This window comes from Pyrococcus kukulkanii, from assembly GCF_041647995.1.
GTDB lineage: Archaea > Methanobacteriota_B > Thermococci > Thermococcales > Thermococcaceae > Pyrococcus.
Window position 1 is genome coordinate 238037 of sequence record NZ_JARRIB010000003.1, and the last position, 17519, is coordinate 255555.

Annotated in this window: 16 protein-coding genes; 4 read left to right on the top strand and 12 right to left on the bottom strand. The window is 44.3% G+C overall.

Features of this window, described 5'->3' with window-relative positions; all coding sequences use genetic code 11:
• Window positions 1–2: 2 nt before the first annotated feature.
• The 4 genes from P8X24_RS07570 to P8X24_RS07585 form a co-directional block, all read right to left on the bottom strand.
• A complete protein-coding gene (locus P8X24_RS07570) occupies window positions 3–1010 on the bottom strand; it encodes a histone deacetylase family protein (RefSeq protein ID WP_372915028.1) in 1008 nt (335 codons plus the stop codon).
• Window positions 1011–1092: 82 nt separating this feature from the next.
• Complete coding sequence (locus P8X24_RS07575; protein WP_372915030.1) at window positions 1093–1344, bottom strand: 50S ribosomal protein L14e; 252 nt, start codon at window positions 1342–1344, stop codon at window positions 1093–1095.
• The gene (cmk, locus tag P8X24_RS07580; protein ID WP_372915032.1) at window positions 1345–1923 is read right to left on the bottom strand and encodes a (d)CMP kinase; all 579 of its coding nucleotides are present in this window, start codon (window positions 1921–1923) and stop codon (window positions 1345–1347) included.
• A gap of 11 nt (window positions 1924–1934) precedes the next feature.
• Window positions 1935–2207: a 50S ribosomal protein L34e gene (locus P8X24_RS07585; protein WP_372915034.1), complete on the bottom strand. Its 273-nt coding sequence runs from the start codon at window positions 2205–2207 to the stop codon at window positions 1935–1937.
• Between the two features lie 97 nt (window positions 2208–2304).
• Between P8X24_RS07585 and P8X24_RS07590 the strand changes: the two genes are divergently transcribed.
• Window positions 2305–2547 (top strand): hypothetical protein, encoded by a 243-nt coding sequence (locus P8X24_RS07590; RefSeq protein WP_372915342.1) that lies wholly within the window; start codon window positions 2305–2307, stop codon window positions 2545–2547.
• Between the two features lie 216 nt (window positions 2548–2763).
• Window positions 2764–3810: an ATP-binding protein gene (locus P8X24_RS07595; protein WP_372915344.1), complete on the top strand. Its 1047-nt coding sequence runs from the start codon at window positions 2764–2766 to the stop codon at window positions 3808–3810.
• Here P8X24_RS07595 and P8X24_RS07600 read toward each other — a convergent pair.
• The gene (locus P8X24_RS07600) at window positions 3804–5651 is read right to left on the bottom strand and encodes a prolyl oligopeptidase family serine peptidase (protein WP_372915345.1); all 1848 of its coding nucleotides are present in this window, start codon (window positions 5649–5651) and stop codon (window positions 3804–3806) included. The two genes, P8X24_RS07595 and P8X24_RS07600, sit on opposite strands and share 7 nt — an antisense overlap.
• A gap of 84 nt (window positions 5652–5735) precedes the next feature.
• Here P8X24_RS07600 and P8X24_RS07605 point away from each other — a divergent pair, with 84 nt between their 5' ends.
• Window positions 5736–7115, top strand: a complete 1380-nt coding sequence (locus P8X24_RS07605) for an ATP-binding protein (RefSeq protein ID WP_372915036.1) — start codon at window positions 5736–5738, stop codon at window positions 7113–7115.
• Here P8X24_RS07605 and P8X24_RS07610 read toward each other — a convergent pair.
• From P8X24_RS07610 to P8X24_RS07630, 5 genes are all read right to left on the bottom strand, one after another.
• Window positions 7071–8231 carry an MFS transporter gene (locus P8X24_RS07610; protein WP_372915038.1) on the bottom strand — a complete coding sequence of 387 codons (1161 nt, stop codon included), beginning with the start codon at window positions 8229–8231 and terminating at the stop codon, window positions 7071–7073. The genes P8X24_RS07605 and P8X24_RS07610 overlap by 45 nt on opposite strands.
• Window positions 8232–8246: 15 nt before the next feature.
• Complete coding sequence (rlmD, locus tag P8X24_RS07615; RefSeq protein WP_372915040.1) at window positions 8247–9482, bottom strand: 23S rRNA (uracil(1939)-C(5))-methyltransferase RlmD; 1236 nt, start codon at window positions 9480–9482, stop codon at window positions 8247–8249.
• 30 nt (window positions 9483–9512) lie between these two features.
• On the bottom strand, window positions 9513–12008 hold the full coding sequence (locus tag P8X24_RS07620; RefSeq protein WP_372915042.1) for a hypothetical protein: 2496 nt from the start codon (window positions 12006–12008) through the stop codon (window positions 9513–9515).
• 62 nt (window positions 12009–12070) lie between these two features.
• Window positions 12071–12760, bottom strand: coding sequence for a diphthine--ammonia ligase (locus tag P8X24_RS07625; RefSeq protein WP_372915044.1), 690 nt, complete (start codon window positions 12758–12760; stop codon window positions 12071–12073).
• A 47-nt stretch (window positions 12761–12807) separates the two neighbouring features.
• On the bottom strand, window positions 12808–13002 hold the full coding sequence (locus P8X24_RS07630; protein ID WP_068324533.1) for a C2H2-type zinc finger protein: 195 nt from the start codon (window positions 13000–13002) through the stop codon (window positions 12808–12810).
• A gap of 85 nt (window positions 13003–13087) precedes the next feature.
• Between P8X24_RS07630 and P8X24_RS07635 the strand changes: the two genes are divergently transcribed.
• Entirely contained in the window at window positions 13088–13741 is a 654-nt protein-coding gene (locus P8X24_RS07635; RefSeq protein ID WP_372915046.1) for an MBL fold metallo-hydrolase, read from the top strand.
• Between the two features lie 523 nt (window positions 13742–14264).
• On the opposite strand, the gene P8X24_RS07640 is transcribed toward P8X24_RS07635, so the two are convergent.
• Together P8X24_RS07640 and P8X24_RS07645 are read right to left on the bottom strand one after the other, a co-directional pair.
• Window positions 14265–14651, bottom strand: a complete 387-nt coding sequence (locus P8X24_RS07640; protein WP_372915347.1) for a NifB/NifX family molybdenum-iron cluster-binding protein — start codon at window positions 14649–14651, stop codon at window positions 14265–14267.
• A 367-nt stretch (window positions 14652–15018) separates the two neighbouring features.
• On the bottom strand, window positions 15019–17508 hold the full coding sequence (locus P8X24_RS07645; protein WP_372915048.1) for an McrB family protein: 2490 nt from the start codon (window positions 17506–17508) through the stop codon (window positions 15019–15021).
• Between the last annotated feature and the right edge of the window lie 11 nt (window positions 17509–17519).

Sequence of the window (17519 nt, forward strand, 5' to 3'; positions counted from 1 at the left end):
GTCTAAAACGACCACCAAGGGCTCAAAATATCTTTAACTTCTTCAACAATTTTAAGCGTTTCATAGCTCGGTTGCCCATCATCTCTGGCCTCTTTTTCCTCATATCCCTTAACAAAAGCGGGAAAACCTTTCTTTAAACCAACATTATAGCCCCCTTCAAATATCATGCCGAGAGGATATCTTCTAAGGGAGGCTCCAGCATAAGAGAAGAACTTCTCAGTAAGCTTAAGAGTTGTCAATCCGTCCCCTTTAAAGCCATCAAATCCTGCAGACACTAAAACTATCTCCGGTGTAACTTCCTCCAAGATTGGGATGACTATCTCATTCCAGGCAAATATATAATCAGAATCATTGGAATAGTGAGGCATTGGGATGTTTATCTTGCTCCCCTTAGCTAATCCTCCACCTATCTCACTCTCGTAACCGGTCCAAGGATAAATGTCCCTTTCATGGAGATCTATGTGGATAACATCGGGGTCATGCCAGAATATCTCCTGGGTTCCGTTTCCATGGTGGGCGTCAAAATCAACTACAACGATTTTTTCTAGTCCTTCATCCTTCAATGCCAAGACAGCGGCAGCGATGTTGTTGAAGATGCAGAAGCCAAGTGTCGAGGCTCCCATTGCTTTCCCCCTTCTGCCAGCGTGATGTCCTGGAGGCCTAACGAGAGCCATGTTTAGGCCTCCATATCGCAATGCAGCCAATGTTGCCAATTTCGATGCCCCTAAAGCCGTGAGGGCTGCTTCCCAAGTTCCTGGGCATACATAAGTGTCCGGATCAAGGTATCTTCTTCCTTCCTCAACGGCCCTTTTAACGAATTCAACATATGTAGGATCATGGATCCTTTTAACAAAAGACTCATCCACAGGCATTGGCTCAAGAATCCTGTCATCAAGCCTCAGTTCCCTTATGACAGATATCAATATCCATAATCTCCCAGGATTTTCTGGATGATAGTTTTCTGGCTTATGCTGGAGGAACTTTCGTGAGTAGTAAATCTCGCCTATCATAAGAGGCACCCTCTGAAGCTAAAACTCCTGGGGTATATAGAAGAGCTATTTATAAGAGTTTTTCAAAACAAAATTAGAAAAATCAGGCCAGGCTTATGCCGGCCTGCTCAAGGGCCTGCCTAACTTCTTCGTCGCTAGCCCCTCTTGGGATATTAACCTTCTCTGGAAGGGGCTCGATATGCTTGATGTTCATCCTTCTCCTCTTAACCTTGTTGAGGCCAGCCCCAGTAACGAGAACAAAGTTCTTGTCTATAATGTCCACAACAACGACCTTCTGACCGGCCCTTCTACCTGCGATAACTACGGCAATCCTACCAACCTCAATTGCAGGCATTCATCCCACCTCCTTTCCTTTTTTCGACCCCGCGTCGCCGACGGGGTCCAGGTGGTCAATAGCGGCCTTCACGATTGCGAAGACCCCATCGGGCGACCATTTAGAGGTATCAATTATCAAATCGTAAATCGAAAGGTCGTTGATGTCGATCCCATAGAGGTTTAAATATCTTTTCCTGTTCTGCTTTTCCCTCTCAGCTATTTTCATAAACGCCTCTTCAACGCTAATACCTTCCCTTCTCGCAACCCTTTCAGCCCTAACCCTGATTGGAGCGTCAAGCCAAATCTTTAAGTCAGCGTTCTTGACCATCCATCCAGCTAATCTGCCCTCTATAACAACGTTGCACTCCTTTGCAGCCTCAATTTGCCTTCTATCAACCTCCCTATCTATCTCGGGGTGAAGTTCAGCGTACTTCTGGAACTCCTCCAATGTCATCCCCATTTCCTTGGCCATCTGCCTGAATATTAACCCAGCGTAGACGTGCTTGAAGCCGTAGTGCTTGGCCAGGTTCCTACATAGTGTGGTCGTTCCTGAACCGGCTAGACCACTGACTGTTATGACGAGGCACCCCTTTGGCATGGGGCACCCCTTCAAGCTCCGAGCTGAGATCTAATTTGTTCCTTCATCACCCTGCGCATACACTTGGGACAGAGGTATGGGTAGGGCCTCTCTGGCCTCTTCTTGGTCTTCGGTAGTTTCCTCATCTCAACAGGCCTGCCCCTTGGTATTCCATTGAGAGGTCTGCCGCAAATAGCACAGTGAGCGATCTTAGGCTTCCTTCTCTCGAAGTGTATTACAACCCTCCCCCCTGGGGTCCTGACGTACTTCCTCCTCCATGACCTTGACCTGTACATTGGCTTCATTCTCTCCACCTCGCTTTAGGCATTAAGGGGGATGTTTTTAAATTTAACCAAAGGGCTTAAGTTTAAAAGCCCACGACCCAAGCAGGGTGTGATGAGGATGGAGCCAAAGCCGATGATATTCGAGGGAGACCCCGAAGTAATAGGTGGGGCAGATGAGGAGGTTGATGCGGGGGAGGAAACCGTTGAGCAATTCTTCGCTCACAGCAAGGGGAATACGATCTATGTATCTTTCGCGACAACCGATATGAAGGTAACAATAGGCATTTCTCACGACAAGGCAACTTTAGAAGAACTCGTAAAGGCCGTGAAAGAATTACTTTCAGAGTTTAAGAGGAAGTGACATTGTTCATGCATATGAACGAAATGCATACATATCGTTCATGCATGTGAACAATATTTATAAAGGTTGAGGCACAATATTGTATGTATAGAAGAGAGAATAATAACCTCGCTTATTTCAACGAGTAAGAGGCTAATGGCATGAGCAGAGAAGTTCAAAAAGAAACGATTCTTATTCCAGGAAATAAAGAAAATTAATGAAGAGTATTATGTTGGAATTAAGGGAATAAGAGGCGTTGGAAAAACTGTTCTCCTGCTCCAACTTGCAAGGGAGACTGAGGATAGTATTTATTTCTCAGCCGATTCAACACTTCTTAAACCCTTTTCAATTTATGAAGTCGTTAAGACGCTTGCTGAAATTGGGTACAAAAATATTTTCATAGATGAGATTCACAGGAAGCCTGAATGGGCTCAAGACTTAAAAACACTGTATGACGAGCACGAAGTAAGGGTGATATTCTCAGGATCCTCAGCAATCGATATTGTACATTGTGGGACAGATCTATCCCGTAGAGTAGTCCTCAAAGAGCTACCTCCCGCATCGTTCCGTGAGTGGTTGAACATAAAGAAAGGCTACAATTTACCTGTGATCAGTATCGAGGATATCCTAGATAAAGCGTTCAGGTTAATGAACCAATATGGAGGACTTCACAAGTACTGGATGGAGTACATGGAAAAGGGCGGAGTTCTATATCCGGAAGGAGGTTTTTATGAAGCCCTTGAAAACTCCCTCAGGAAAGTTATACTGGAAGACATGGCAAGTCTAAGGGAGGTGGATGTTAAATATGAGACTGATGCATTCAAGCTCCTCGTGTTGATATCAAAATCAGCCCCATTCGAAGTTAACTATTCAAAGATAGCTAGAGAACTTGAAATATCAAAAGGTGCGGCAATTAGACTAGTTGAAGACTTATCAAAGGCAGGTTTAGTGCATCAGGTTATCGCATGTGAAAGTATAAGAAAAGAGCCAAAGTTATATTTAACAGTCCCCCTTAGGAAGTTCTTTGAGAGAAAGGGATTCAGTGTAGATGTCGGAGCTTTAAGGGAGGAATTCTTCGTGAACCACGTAATATGGAGGTATGATATTTGCTACCTTAAGGGAAACAGGGGAGAGAAGACTTCTGACTTTAAAGTTAAAAACTGGACAATAGAGGTTGGAGGAAAAGGAAAAAGCAGATATCAAAGGCCAGATTATGTAGCCGTTGATGGTCTTATTGCAGGTAAAGGAAGGGTACCACTCTTCCTCTTTGGATTCATCTACTGAAGTGCTCTCATTACAAATGCAAGCAAATCGGTGAGCTCCCTTGCCCTCGTTTCTGGTGAAGCACCCATGTGGCCACTCTTGGTTTCGACCCTTAGGTATACCGGGGCATTCACTTCCTTGAGCTTCATGAAGAACTTCAATGCGTGAGCAGGATGAACCCTGTCATCGTGCAAGCCCGTGTAGATGAGGATTGGAGGGTACCATTGGGGCTTGACGTTGTGGTAGGGCGAGTACTTCAGCAGAAACTCCCTGTCCTTAGGATCGTCGGGATTACCGTATTCTGGAATCCAGACGCTTCCTATGTACAGCTTGTGGAACCTCAGCATGTCAATCACTGGATAACCAATTAGGGCAGCGTCCATAACGTCTGGCCTCTGAACGAGCGTTGCTGCAACCAAAAGGCCTCCGTTACTCCTCCCCCAAGCTACAACCTTATAGCCTTCGGCCTTAAGTTTGCTCAGAACGGCAATGAAGTCGTCAAAGACGTTCTGCTTGTTCTCCCTCATTCCCGAACGATGCCACTCCTCTCCGTACTCACTTCCTCCTCTTAAATTGGCCATCGCGAAAACTCCACCGCGCTTTATGAACGGGATTACCTGGGGGAAGAACCTTGGTGTTAGAGAGATGTTGAAGCCACCGTAGCCAAAGACCCAGGCTTTCTTCTCCTCTTTCTCCCCCTTCACGATGAAGTAGTGAACCCTCGTTCCGTCCTTGGATATGGCAAAGTCCTCCTCAACCTTGAAGTTACCCTCGATCCTTTTTTCATCGATTAACCTTAGCTCATCCTTCAGCTCATATATCCTGTAGGGAACTGTGAAGCTCTCGTACCTCAAGATGACCCTTTCATTGTCCTTATCTAACGGATAAACGCTCCCAGGGAAGTCAAAAGTGAACTCCCTCACCTTCTTGCCATTCAAGGTATAGACTTCAATCCTGTGACTCGCGTGAACGAGCCTCCCCGCTACTATTTTATCCCTAACGATGACCGCCCACTCAAGGGGGAACTGGCCTTCTGGAACTACTTCCTCCACCTGACCATCCTTTAATGCGATGATCTTCCCGAGGCCCTTCCCCTCTTTAGTCAGGATGAAGAGCTTCCCATCAACTACATCTATGGGCTCCGCCGGAACCTCCGCTGAATAAACCTTCTTCCACTCTTCGGGCTTGTCAATTGGTCCAAGGTATATTTCAGCTTTATTCCATCCATATGTGACAGTAAGCATTGCGTACTTTTCATCTGAGCTCTTTGAGAGTTCCATAAAGTAGCCAGAGCCAAGGCCCTCACCGAATACCATCTTCTCTCCTTCTTCGTCCTTCCAGAATAACCTCTCAGCTGGAGGATTTATACCGTCGGGAGTCTTCTCCTTTCTGTAAAAGCGGGCGAAGTAGTAGCCATTTCCCAGGAACACTATGTTCCATGCTGAGGGCGTTATCTCCTCTATTACCTCCCCGGTTTCGAGGTCGATTATCCTAGTCGTTCCCTCGTCGGCCCCTCCGATTGAGAAGCTGTACGCTAGCCTCTTGCCTTCCCTATCGGTAGTGAAGCCCTGCAGGAGAACCTCATCGCCGATTTCTTTCTCCAGCTCCTTGGAGTCAACTATAACCTCACCGTTAAGCCACCTTATGACCTGTCTGTCCTTTTCTCTCGTTGAGACTATTACTCCCCTCTTAGTTATCCTTGCAGAACCCACGGTAGGTATCGAGAAGTACTCCCAGACTTCCGAGAATAGCTCATCGCTCAGCTCTCCCACGAACTTCCTGAACCTTCTGTTTTCCTCCTCAATCAACTTTAGAACCCTTTCATCTTGCAAGTTCTCCATCCAAAGATAGGGGTCTTCCATGAAAACCACCATCTGAACGTTAAGCTTTGGGATTAATAAGCTTTGATGAGAAGATTTAAGTTTAATAATGTGATATTTAATATCATGATATTAAAATTTATCGACAGAGAGTTTGAGCTGGAAGAGCTGGAAAAGAGATACAAGGAAAGAAGGGCTCATCTAATTCTGATCTACGGAAGGAGGAGAATAGGAAAGACGGAACTAGTGAAACAGTTCATAAAGGACAAGAAAAGCTTCTACTTTCTCGCACGGAAGGAGCCGATGGAACTTGAAATCAGCAGGCTAATAAAGAGCTTCAACAGGAAGTTCAACGTGTTCATAGAGGCTGAAAGTTTGGAGAATTTCTTTGAGGAGCTAAAGAAGTTTGGGAAGATAGTTGTCGTGATTGACGAGTTTCCATATTGGGTTGAGGAAGACAAATCAATCCCCTTACTCTTCCAGTATATCTGGGATGAAATATTGAAAGATTCAGAAGTAATGCTAATACTCCTGGGGTCATCAATCTCCACAATGGAAAGCCTTCTCAGCTATAAAAATCCCCTGTATGGGAGAAGGACGGCTCAAATGAAACTATCTCCTCTAAGCTTCTTTCACCTCAGAGAGGCATTTCCTAAGTATTCGTGGGAGGATCTCGTGAAAGTTTATGGTGTGATAGATGGTATTCCCGCGTATCTCCAGTACTTCGACGACTCACTACCGGTTGAGGAGAACATAGAGAGGAACTTCTACAACAAAGTCAGCATTCTCTATGAGGACGCTGAAAGACTGCTCAAGGACGAGCTCAGGGAGCCAGTGACGTACCTTAACATCCTGAAAGCAATAAACGATGGAAAAACTAAGCTAACAGAGATTGCAAATGAGGTAAAAGTTGCAGTAACGAACCTTCCAAAGTACCTAAAAGTTCTCGAGACTCTCGACCTAATATACAAGGAGTTTCCAGTAACGGTAAGGGAGAGGAGGAGGTTTGGAATATACAGGGTTAAGGACTTTTACTACAGGTTCTGGCTTCGCTTCGTCTATCCATATAAGGATGATATTGAAATAGGGGCAATAACGTTCTCAGACATCCAAGAGGATTTCAACAAGTACCTCGGCGAAGTCTTTGAGAGGGTGTGCAGGGAGTTCCTGATAAGGATAAATGGAAGAAAGTTGCCCTTCAGGTTCACTAAGATAGGAAGATGGTGGGATAAGGAAAAGGAAATTGATATAGTTGCAATTAACAGTTTAACTGGAGATTCGGCATTCTTTGAGGTTAAATGGAAGACCCTTAACTATAGAGGGACAATGAAAATATTAAAAGAGCTAATTGAAAAGAGCGAGAGGGTGAACGTTAAAGGGAAAAAGTTTTATGGAATAATCGGAAAAGAAATAAAGGGAAAGGAGAAGCTCAGGGAAAGAGGTTTCTTAGCCTTCGATCTTTCAGACTTCGAATGGGCCCTCAGAGAGCCCGGGTCGAAGGGATGATGGCTGCCTATGACGATGGCCCATGTCCAAGAATATCAGGAGGGCGGAAGTTAGGTACGCTAGAGGAATAAGTAGAAGGGCCTTCCTGTAACCGGTAATATCTATGAGCCTTCCGACAACGTAGGGACCAAGTGTGGCTCCAAAGAACCCAACCATGTTCACGAACCCCATGACAACCCCCAAGTTTTCCTTTCCAGCCTTCTCTGATGTGTATGCGGTTATTATTCCTCCAACCGAGTAAAGGAAAAAGCCAAGAGGTATTAGAAGGATGGGATTCGGCCAGATAAGTATGAGAAATGTAAAGAGGGCATTCATAATAAACGCTAAGGAAACGCTAACTTTCCCTATCCTATCATAAAGGAAGCCGGCTGAAATAGATCCTAAAATTCCTACCATTGAAAGCATGGAGAACATCGCGGAGGCTTTCTCAAGGCTTGCTCCCTGGGAGACCAAGTATGAGACCAAGAATGTGAGGAGAGCAAAGAATGCTCCAAGGCCCAGGAAATTTGCTAGGCTTAATAGGAAGACAGTTCTCGGGATTGAAAACCTCGCAACTTCGGGCTTAGAAACCTCTCCTCTTACGGCAAAGGCAAGCAAGACCGCTACAATGGAGCTCAGAAGTGAGAGAACCAAGAACGAAAGCCTCCAGTTAAAGGTTAGGGCTATTGGAACGACTATTAGGGGAGTAATTCCGGTTCCTATTGCGGGACCAATCATGAAGAATCCTAAGGCTGATCCCTTCCTTTCCTTAAAGGCCTCGCTTATTAGGGCCGTTGCGGGTGCATAATAAAGGCCGGCGAACACGCCATAAATGAATCTAACGATGAGCATATCCCAATAATCCCTCGTGAGAACTATGAATGCCGACGATATGGAATAACCAAGTATGCTGAGGATGAGCAACTTCTTCCTTCCAATTTTATCTCCAATATATCCCGCGGGGACCTGAATTAACGCGTACGGTAGGAGTAAGGATGTCATTAACAGGCCTATCTCAGCATTCGTGATGTGAAGATCTTCTCTTATCAGAGGCGCAAGGGAAGGAACAGCCATTCTGTGAGAGTAATTGAATATCCAGCCCAGGCTTATGAGTAGTAAAATTATTAGCTTTTGCATGTTTAAACCAATATCTTAACGCTTAAAAAGCTTTATCACGGCCTCAACGTGAGGAGTATGTGGGAACATGTCGATTAGAGTTGCCTCCTCGATTTCGTATGCCTTGCCAAGATAGTTCCTATAGTCAAGGATGAACCTTCTAGGGTTGCAGGAGACGTAAATTAGTGTTTCTGGACCTTCCCTAGCTATCCTCCCTGCAAACCTTCCGAGACCCTTCCGGGGTGGATCGACTATTATGGTATCATAACCAGACAAATCTGCTTCTTCCGCATTCCGAACTTCAAACTCAACATCTAGAGAGTTGAATTCAGCGCTCTTCCTGGCGACAGAAACTGAAGATTCGTTAATCTCAACTCCTTTGACTTTGAACCCTTCACTCGCCAAGTACAAGGAGAAAGTTCCTATGCCGGAGTACAGGTCTAGAACGTTCTCCCCCTCAACGTACTCCTTAACCGCTTCCAAAAGTAGTGGTAGAGCATAGCTGTTGGTCTGGAAGAAGGAAGAGGGATGAATAAAGTAGTATACACCCTCAACAAGCTCCTTAACGAGCTCTTCACCGTGAATATGGATCGGAGTTCCCCTGGGGTCATCTCTCTTGTCCCTTTTAACGCTCCAGTAGATTGAGTCCGCGAAATCAAAGGTCTCTAGGAGAATCTCCTTTACCTTTTTGATTGGCTCAACGTGGGCTATCACATTTACCATGACTTCTCCAGTAAACTTCATTTCCCTTATCTGGACGTAGTGCACTTCCCCTCCCTTCCAGTTCCATGGCCTAAGCTTAGATTTTCTGAGGAATTCCTTTATCGCTTCTACATAAATTGGAAAGTTCCGGGAGAATACGGGACATTCCCTTAAGGGAACTACCGTCTTCGGCCTCGCAAACTCCTTCATGCCAATTCCGTTCACCGTGACTATCAGATTTGTAATGTTCCTGAAGCCATATATCTTGGGAGAGGGCTTTATCTCGGCGCTTATATTAGTCAATTTTTCAAACAGCCCAGTCTTGAGCTTTAGTTGCTCCCTGTATTTTAATCCTTGCCACAGGCAACCGCCACACCTTCCAAAGTGCATGCATTTGGGTTTTCCTCTAAGAGGAGAAGGGTCAAGAAGAATAAACTCCCCAATTTCTTTTCCGAGCTTATTTCTGGTCTTCACTACCTCCACGACGTCCCCAGGATACGCAAAGGGTAATAGAATGTTCCCAAGCACACCAAGGCCATCCTCACTAATATCCCTGACTTTGCCCCTCATTGTCCCTGGGATCTACTAGTGGATAAATATTTATTTCCTCCTCCCCAGGATTATCACAATAATGGCAAGGACAAGGACAACCATGAAGTCTAAGCCCCGAGGAGTGTTTCTTAGAGGAGTTTTCGGTTCAATTTGAGATGAGGTTGTTTTGGGAGGCTGATATTTGTTCGGATTTTCTTTCGAGCACTCTTTAACCCCTCCTTCCCGGGGGCTTTCGGGCGGGATGTACTGAATGATCTCTCCGTTTTTGTAATTGTAGATGTAAATCGGATAATCAGTTTGTACTAGAACTCCTCCCCTCCACGGAAGGATGCCCTCAACAGTACCATTTACCTGGAAGCTCTTGTTGGCAATAACATCCCAGAAGGATCCCTCGCCTCCTATTATCAAGGTGCCATTCCAAGCAAGGTAGGAAGTTCCCTCAGAAGGGTAAATTCCTAAGAATTCAAGCGTTCCATTGTTAACCCTATACACAAATTGTCTTGGGTACGTTTCAAAGCTTTGATTTGAGAGAATAAGATAATCCCCTATAAGGAAGGCCTCCGTTCTGTACATTTCAGTTCTCAAAATTTCCTTAAACTCCCCATTATAGAGGTAAAAACTAGATGGTTCCCTCCAGTGATCAACTTTAATCACCCATCCGGAACTTGAATGACCGAGCACCCTTGCCATCCCTTTGAACTCTCCCACCTTCTTAAATTCATCATTTAAGATGTACAGCGTAGAGGTGAATTCGGGCAGGTTAGACTCACCCTTCCTACTGCGATCGCTCTTCCTGACATACGCGATGAGACACCTTCGTTTGAAACAATTGACGGACACATCACTCCTTAAATCGAGCTTAAGTGGAATCCTGTAAACATTAAACTCCTGAACTATATAGCTCTCATTCTCGGTAACCACTAGAACACCTGAAGATGCACTAGTGATATGAGATCCGGGGGGAAACGTCGCTATTTTCTTAACCCCCTCCTTATAAACGTACAATGTTCTGTTCTCTCTGAACTTTCCCGAAAGTATATAGCTCCCAGCGACCTCACCGGTAATGTTCAGTGGTTTTATGCAACTACCGTTAAAGGTGTACAAGAGACCTTTGTCATCTTCAACGATCCAGATCCCGGCCCAGGAAAGGGGATAGTACCTTCCAATGTACCTAAAGGTGCCGTTGAATTCATAAAGGTGGCCACACTCCCAAGGCTCACTTTCTGGTTCTTTCACATAAATCAGTACAGATGTCCCGTTTGAGAGGGAGTGCACCACTTCAACAACCTTTTCTGGTGGGTTAGGGAAGAGGGAGCGTAACTTTGGAACCAAATCTATAACCGTGCCATTGTACGCGTAGAGAGCGTTAAAAGAACCACCATTTGAATACATCCTCCCAAAGTAGAGTAACACGAAATCTTTCGAAGAAACTATCTTTAAGGGAAGGTTCTCCTTACTTATCCTAACGACTCTCTTGCCACCGTCACTTAGGTTCCATATGTATAAATCTCCTCCTGCATAGAGGTACAAGCTACTGTCAGTGAAAGCAACGGGCCATCCAAAGCTCTCATATCCAGATAGAAAGAGCCACTCCCCAGTATATGGATCCACGTACCATGTAAGGCCTTCAAGCTTTATGGGATTTTCCCGGGTTGCTATGTACGAAAAACCCTCTCCGGGGGATGACAGGTAGTAATGACCAAGAAAAGATCCGTTCTCCGAGTACAGTGGAATTGGTTCTCCAGAATAGAGGGCATCTGTAAGGGCTAGGCTCGTGTTATGGTAGATGTACCACGTCCCGTTCCAGCCCAGAGACATTGAAAAGCTTTTGGTTTCAATGAGCTTTAGCTTAAACATGCTCAACAGTGTTCTGTTAATCGTGTAGTTTCCCCACCTTATAATAAGGAGGGTACCGTTAAAATAATCGAGCCAGATGTTACCACTTGCAAGCCACCGAGCGCTATCGTTTAGCAAAATGTAGTAGTGATAATAGTAGTGCTTTGACACTGGCTTTGTCCTAATAAATATATAGTCTCTGAAGGCGATTCCGTCCACAAGGCCTTTAACTTTTCCCAGGAAGGTAGGACTACCATTTAAAGAAATCCTACACAGATGAGCTTCTCTATAATCCTCACGAACTGAAACGTAAATGCTACCATTAATAAACGCTAGACCCCAGATAATTTCACCTTCTCGGGGTTTCTTAGTGTACAATCTCTTAATTGAACCATTAAAGGGGTTATACAATACTATTTCATATCTTTCTGCGCTCCTTTGGAGGATCAAGCTATCGTTGATAGTGCCGAGAATGGAATAACTCCCAAACCAGGGAGGAGCAAGCTTAAATCCACTCCCATTATAAAACACATAGGTTGGATACCCGGAAGGTGCACAACCCCGCTGGACATTGCAGTATTCGTCCGTATAAACTCCGATAACTGCAACTCTATCCCCAGAATAGACCTCGCTTATAAGAAACATTGCCCGAACTGGAGAAATTACAGCGAAGATAATGAAAGTTAAGATAAGTAAGTTCTTCTTCATTCACTTCACCGGTCATAACTAGACTTCTTAACTTAAATTATTTTTGTAGTAAGTAAATTGTTTTATTTAGGCTCAAGGTGGGCCTTCTTTATCACTAATTTCCCGGAGAGACCATCCCAAATTCTCTCAGCTTCATCAACAACTATCCTATACTTAAATAGGGGCATATCAAGAACGAAAGTCTCGAACTCACCACCCTCTCCTGCCACGTGAACGTTGTATTTATCCCTCAACTTTACGAGCTCATCTATTACGGCATCATCTACTACTCTCCCGAGCCACTCCTGGGTTAAGCCATAAGCTGAAACCCCAACGAACATGAATTTAAAGCCGAGTTTCACGAGCTCTCTCATGTATTCTTCAGGCTCCCTACCCCAAGCTGGAACATAGACCTTAAGCTCGAGTTCATTGGCTATCCTCTCTATCCTCTCTCTTTGGTACCTGCTTGCAAGGGCTCCGGCAACGACTCCTTCAATTTTAAGTCCTTCGAGGACTCTCTTTAGATCCTCAACTTCCTTCTCTTTCTCTCCCGTGGTGAACCCCTTCACGAGAGGAATTCCAAGGGCCCTGGCCTGCAGGTCAGTGAGGTTTATGTTTGGAGTGTGGTACATATAGCTTTCCTCGTTCTCGCTCACCATCGAAACCAAGAACCTGACATTTAATCCGCTTTTAACAGCCCAATACAAGGCATAATTAGAATCCTTGCCGCCAGAATAGAGGACGGCAACAGAGACATCAGCTAAGCCCACCATTCATCATCCCATCAGGGTCCTGGCTGTTTCATCATTAAAAATTAAAATCACTGGGAGAGCTTGGCGTACTTCTTCTTGAGCCTCTTGCCTTTTGGCTTGCCCCTGCCAAAGAGCCAGCCGTGGGCCTTGTTAACGTGCTTTATGTAGTCCTTTCTCCTCTTGAATACCATCCCACACCTTGGACACCTAAGGAACTCCTCGCCATCCCTATCCTTAACGATGATCGCCTTGAGCCTCACCATTATTAATCCCCCGCATGCTTGAGTTGGTGAGTTGCTTATAAATTTTCTCCTCAAGCTTAAAAGTTCAAGGCCCCTATATTGGTTCATGAAACTCATAGTCCTCAACGACAACGTTCCCTCCAAAGGGTTGAAGAATGACTGGGGATGGAGCATTCTAGTGGGTAGAATTCTGTTCGATGCCGACACGAATCCCCTAGTCCTAGCGTACAACTCAAAGGCCTTAGGAGTTGAGCTTAAAGGATTGAAGTTCGCCGTGCTGAGCCACTGGCACTACGATCACTATGGAGGTTTCCCTTATATTGCGGAATTGAATCCTGGGTTAAAGCTCTACGCTCCCCTCGAGGGAATGGCGATGGCCATGAGATGGGGCTTTGATCCGATCCCGGTTACAAGTCCAGGAGAGATAGAAAAGAGAGTTTACACCTCTGGGATCCTCGACAATTTCGAGCATGCTATTGGAATTGAGACGAGCTCAGGCTTAGTAGTTATAGTAGGATGCAGTCATCCTGGAGTGGATAGGCTAACTAAAGCCGTTCTCGATGCCAGCGGTTACAAAAAGGCTTGCCTAGTTATAGGAGGCTTTCACTCGCCGCCCCTATGGAGGATAGACAACTTAGCTAAGATGACAGAATTAATAGCTCCAGCCCACTGCTCTGGGGATGTAGCGAAGGAGTACGTAAAGAGGAGGTACGGGGAGAAGTTCGTTGATGTTAGAACTGGAACCGTTATTGAGGTTTAGTTTTCTAGCCCCTATGCTCTTCCCCAGCTCGCCTTCAAAGTCCCAGGTTTTGAGACTTTTCATTACGCTCATTGGCGTAGGGCACTTGGATTAGGGCGGCATCTTTGATCCTCAGCTAAGAAATTGGCTTCCTTTCCTCAGGGCATTCCTGTAGTAGATCTCAAGTCTTGAGTTCGGATAGAGACTTTCCCTGGGGATCCAAGAACATTAAGTTTCCATGAGGAACATGGAAAATTCCACCGAAAAGCTCACATAGAGAAGATTTTTGAGAGAGTATCTGACTCCCTTCCTTTATGGGGTTCCCACGGGAAACATCCTCCACACGGTCACCCGTGCTTCATCGGACAGGTTGGTGTCATTGGGCACGGCCAGAGGTGCCCTCTAAGGGAATAAAAAATTGAATATAGCGGGCTTTCCTCCCCGCCCTAAAGGGCGAGGCATTCAACCTACAGAGGAGGCGTGGTGAGAGAACAGACCCGATATTGGACAAAATTATTAAGATGTTGCATCTCCAAGCTTTAAATTATTGAAGAGTCTTTTTCTCCTGAACTTGTCTCCACAGCTCATCAAAGTTCTCAATGACCCTTTGAAGTGCAACCTTTAGATCCCTAGTTCTCGTGAAGAATGCTACTTTGTCACTCTGATCTCTTATCCTTAGGAAGTTGGGACCCATTCTAAACGCCGCTAGAACGTCCACATCCTTCAAAAGCTCAACTATCGCCCTAAACTTCTTGGGATCCCCATGCTCTTCCTCCTCTACCTCCTTTGCTTTATTGATTCTCTTCTCCAGCAACCTGTACCTGCCGTCCTCGCATACATCATAGATCGCAAAGAAATTTGAGTCCCCATAGTGAGCGTCTATGAGCTTTTCATCATCCTCCATTCCGAACGCAACCTTTAAACACCTCATCTCCACCACCGAAAATTAGGTCAGCCTAACATTTAAAATCCTTTCTATTTACCTATAATTGCCCCTTATCCTCTTAGTTCTAGGGAGAGGCATGAAGTGCAGTTCCCTCACACTGCATCATTGTAGTGTGGGTCATCATGACGATTCTAAGCATTCACGGTAACAACTCAACCTCGTCACCGGTCACAGCACTACCGTTCTCGGAAACCCGAGCCCCATCCACAATGAGACCAATAAAAATTTCTGCCCCTAAAAAGTCCTCCTATATCATGCCGGTATTCATGCCTACAAAGACTATCCCAAGATGATGGGACAGGGAGCAGGAGCGAGAGGCCTCACCTTCATTGTAATTTTGAAATAAAGGAAATTAGCTAAAGCTCGCGAACCCTATTTCATATAGCTGGCGAAGCATTCTCAGGACTTTCTTGGCGGTGTGCCGATACACGTAGTTGCCTGGGTTAGTGAGCTCTTTAACGACAGCCCTACTTTTGTCCTGCCAATTTTCAGTTCCAAATATATCTTTAAATAGCTCATCGGCCGTTTTGTGCACGTCTTCATCTTTTAGCTCTCCTTCTTTAGCAAGCTTAAGGAGAAGCAGTAAAGGCTTTTCAAGTTTCTTCCTGTTTCCGTGGAACTTCGGAAGGATTTTCATTAGAATTGCTAGGTCGAATATTTCATCGTCGTTCTCAAAGCTGACTATACCCTTGCTTTTTTGTGCATTATCAAAGAACAATGCTATTTCATCAACAACCCTGTAGCCAAAGTGCAGATCATATGGCTCTAAGGCCCTGTTCAGCTGTTCGAGGGCCTCCCAGTACTTTCCGTTTTCAGCTTTTTTGAGCTTTTTAATGGCTTCCCCTATATCCTTCTTGTCAAATGCAAGGAACTTTCCGTTCCTCCTTAGGTCGTTAAGAATGGTTTTCCTGAGCTGTTCACGTTTTTCCCAGGACAACTTGCTTTCCTCTGGAGGATAGCTTTCAAGGTCAACGTCGTGAAATTCTATCGTGAACGCCCTGTCAAGAACCTTGGGACTGAACATATAAGTTGTCTCGTCTATATTCACCGTTCCAATTATGTAGAGGTTTGGTGGAAGTTTAATCTCCTTGGGTATCCCCTGCTCTTTTTCGACTTCATCTACATCATGGAGCTTTATGCTCTCCCTTGTAAAGCCGTCCTCATCTCTGCCACTCTCGAGGACACTTAAGAAGTCGGCAAAGTAGTACTCAACGTGAGCCAAGTTCATCTCGTCGAGGATTATGAAGTAGGGCATTGCTTTTTCCTTATTCTTCTCATAGTCCTCCTTGGCCCTCAATATGAACTCTAGGAGAGGAGTTTTGTAGTACTTGCCGTCTAATGGATTATAGTAGCCTAGTAAAGGCTTGGAATCTCTCCAGTCTGGACGGACGGAGAGGAAAAGGGAATTATCTATAATTGATCCACATATAGTTGTAATTAAGCGTTTCAATGCTAAAGGCAATTTGACAATTTTGCTGTATCCACTTTGGGAGACTTGTTGAGGGGAATATACTTTCCCATCATCTTTTTCGATTACAGTATCTGAGACCTTAACTAATGAAGTCACTGGGATAATTTTGGAAATTTCAAAAAAGACAACCCTATCATTTTCATCCTTTATATGTTTAAATCTATTTAGGTGCTTTGTTGTATCCTCATTAAATGATTGGCCGACGTCTTTTCCTCCATAGCTATCTAATGTCCATCTATAACCTCTGAGCAATCTCTCCTTTAATTTATCATCTCTTTGAACATCTTTTAATTGGTAAACCTTGTTAACTAGGAACCCTGCTCTGATGAGATTCTTATAGACAACCCATAAAATAAAAGGAGTTTCAATTTTTATTGTCTTGCCAGCAGGCCCCCATACTAAAACGGCGTATCCAATATCGTTTATTGTTTTAGAAATTTCTTCTAGGGCTTTCTTTAATTGCTGTTCAGTATCCTCGCTCCCCCATGCAGTTAATAGTTGTGGAAAATTTATTAGTAACTCAGCAAACTCCAAGGCAATCTTTGTCTTCCCCGTACCACTTAATCCAGAGAGAATGACAAATCCTTTAGTCTTTAGAGCAACGTAGAATTGGGAAATTGTTGTGGGAGAGTATAAATACCCAATGGAGGAATAGTATTCATTCAGTGATCCATGGCTGACGTCGTTGCTTTTTGAGACTCTTTCAATTTGCTGGTTATGTAGGTTGTCCTTAAATTTGCTGAGGTAAAACACAATTTCAAGTGCAGTTTCTGCTCCTACTCTGTTTTTTATGATGTTTACTACATAAACGAACTTTAGGTAATTATTTACGTAGTTTTTCCACCCTGGGCCCCATTTTAGTTCAAAACCGAGCACTTTCCTTAGCATTAAATTAAATTCTTTTGGAATGGTGCCTATAAAGACAGGAACAAATATGTGAGGATTTACAATTGTTAGCCAAGTGCTTATTATAGACAAGCCAACATCATGTATTTCTAACTCTCTTATCTCTTTCTCTAATCTTTCAATATCTTCAGGAGTTAAGTTTTCCTTATCTTTAATTGAGGAGAGCAACTTTCTGAATTTTTTATCTGCAAGTATGCGCCTTAACAGTTTATCCCTATTTCCGCTGTCGGTCGCGTGTGAAAAGTAAAGCAGTGATCTAGTAGTTGGGGGTATCTTTCGAATTAAATCCTTAACTTCCTCAATAGATATATTCTCCTCAGATACAAGCTTGTCGGATATTTCTCTAAATATGCCTAACGTCTTGCTTTTATTATTTTCCCAATCTTTTTGGTATTCTCTTTTTAGCTTCTTAATGATTTCTTCTATCTCAGATATTTTTTGATGGTCAAAGTTAAAGCTTCCCATAAATTGCCACC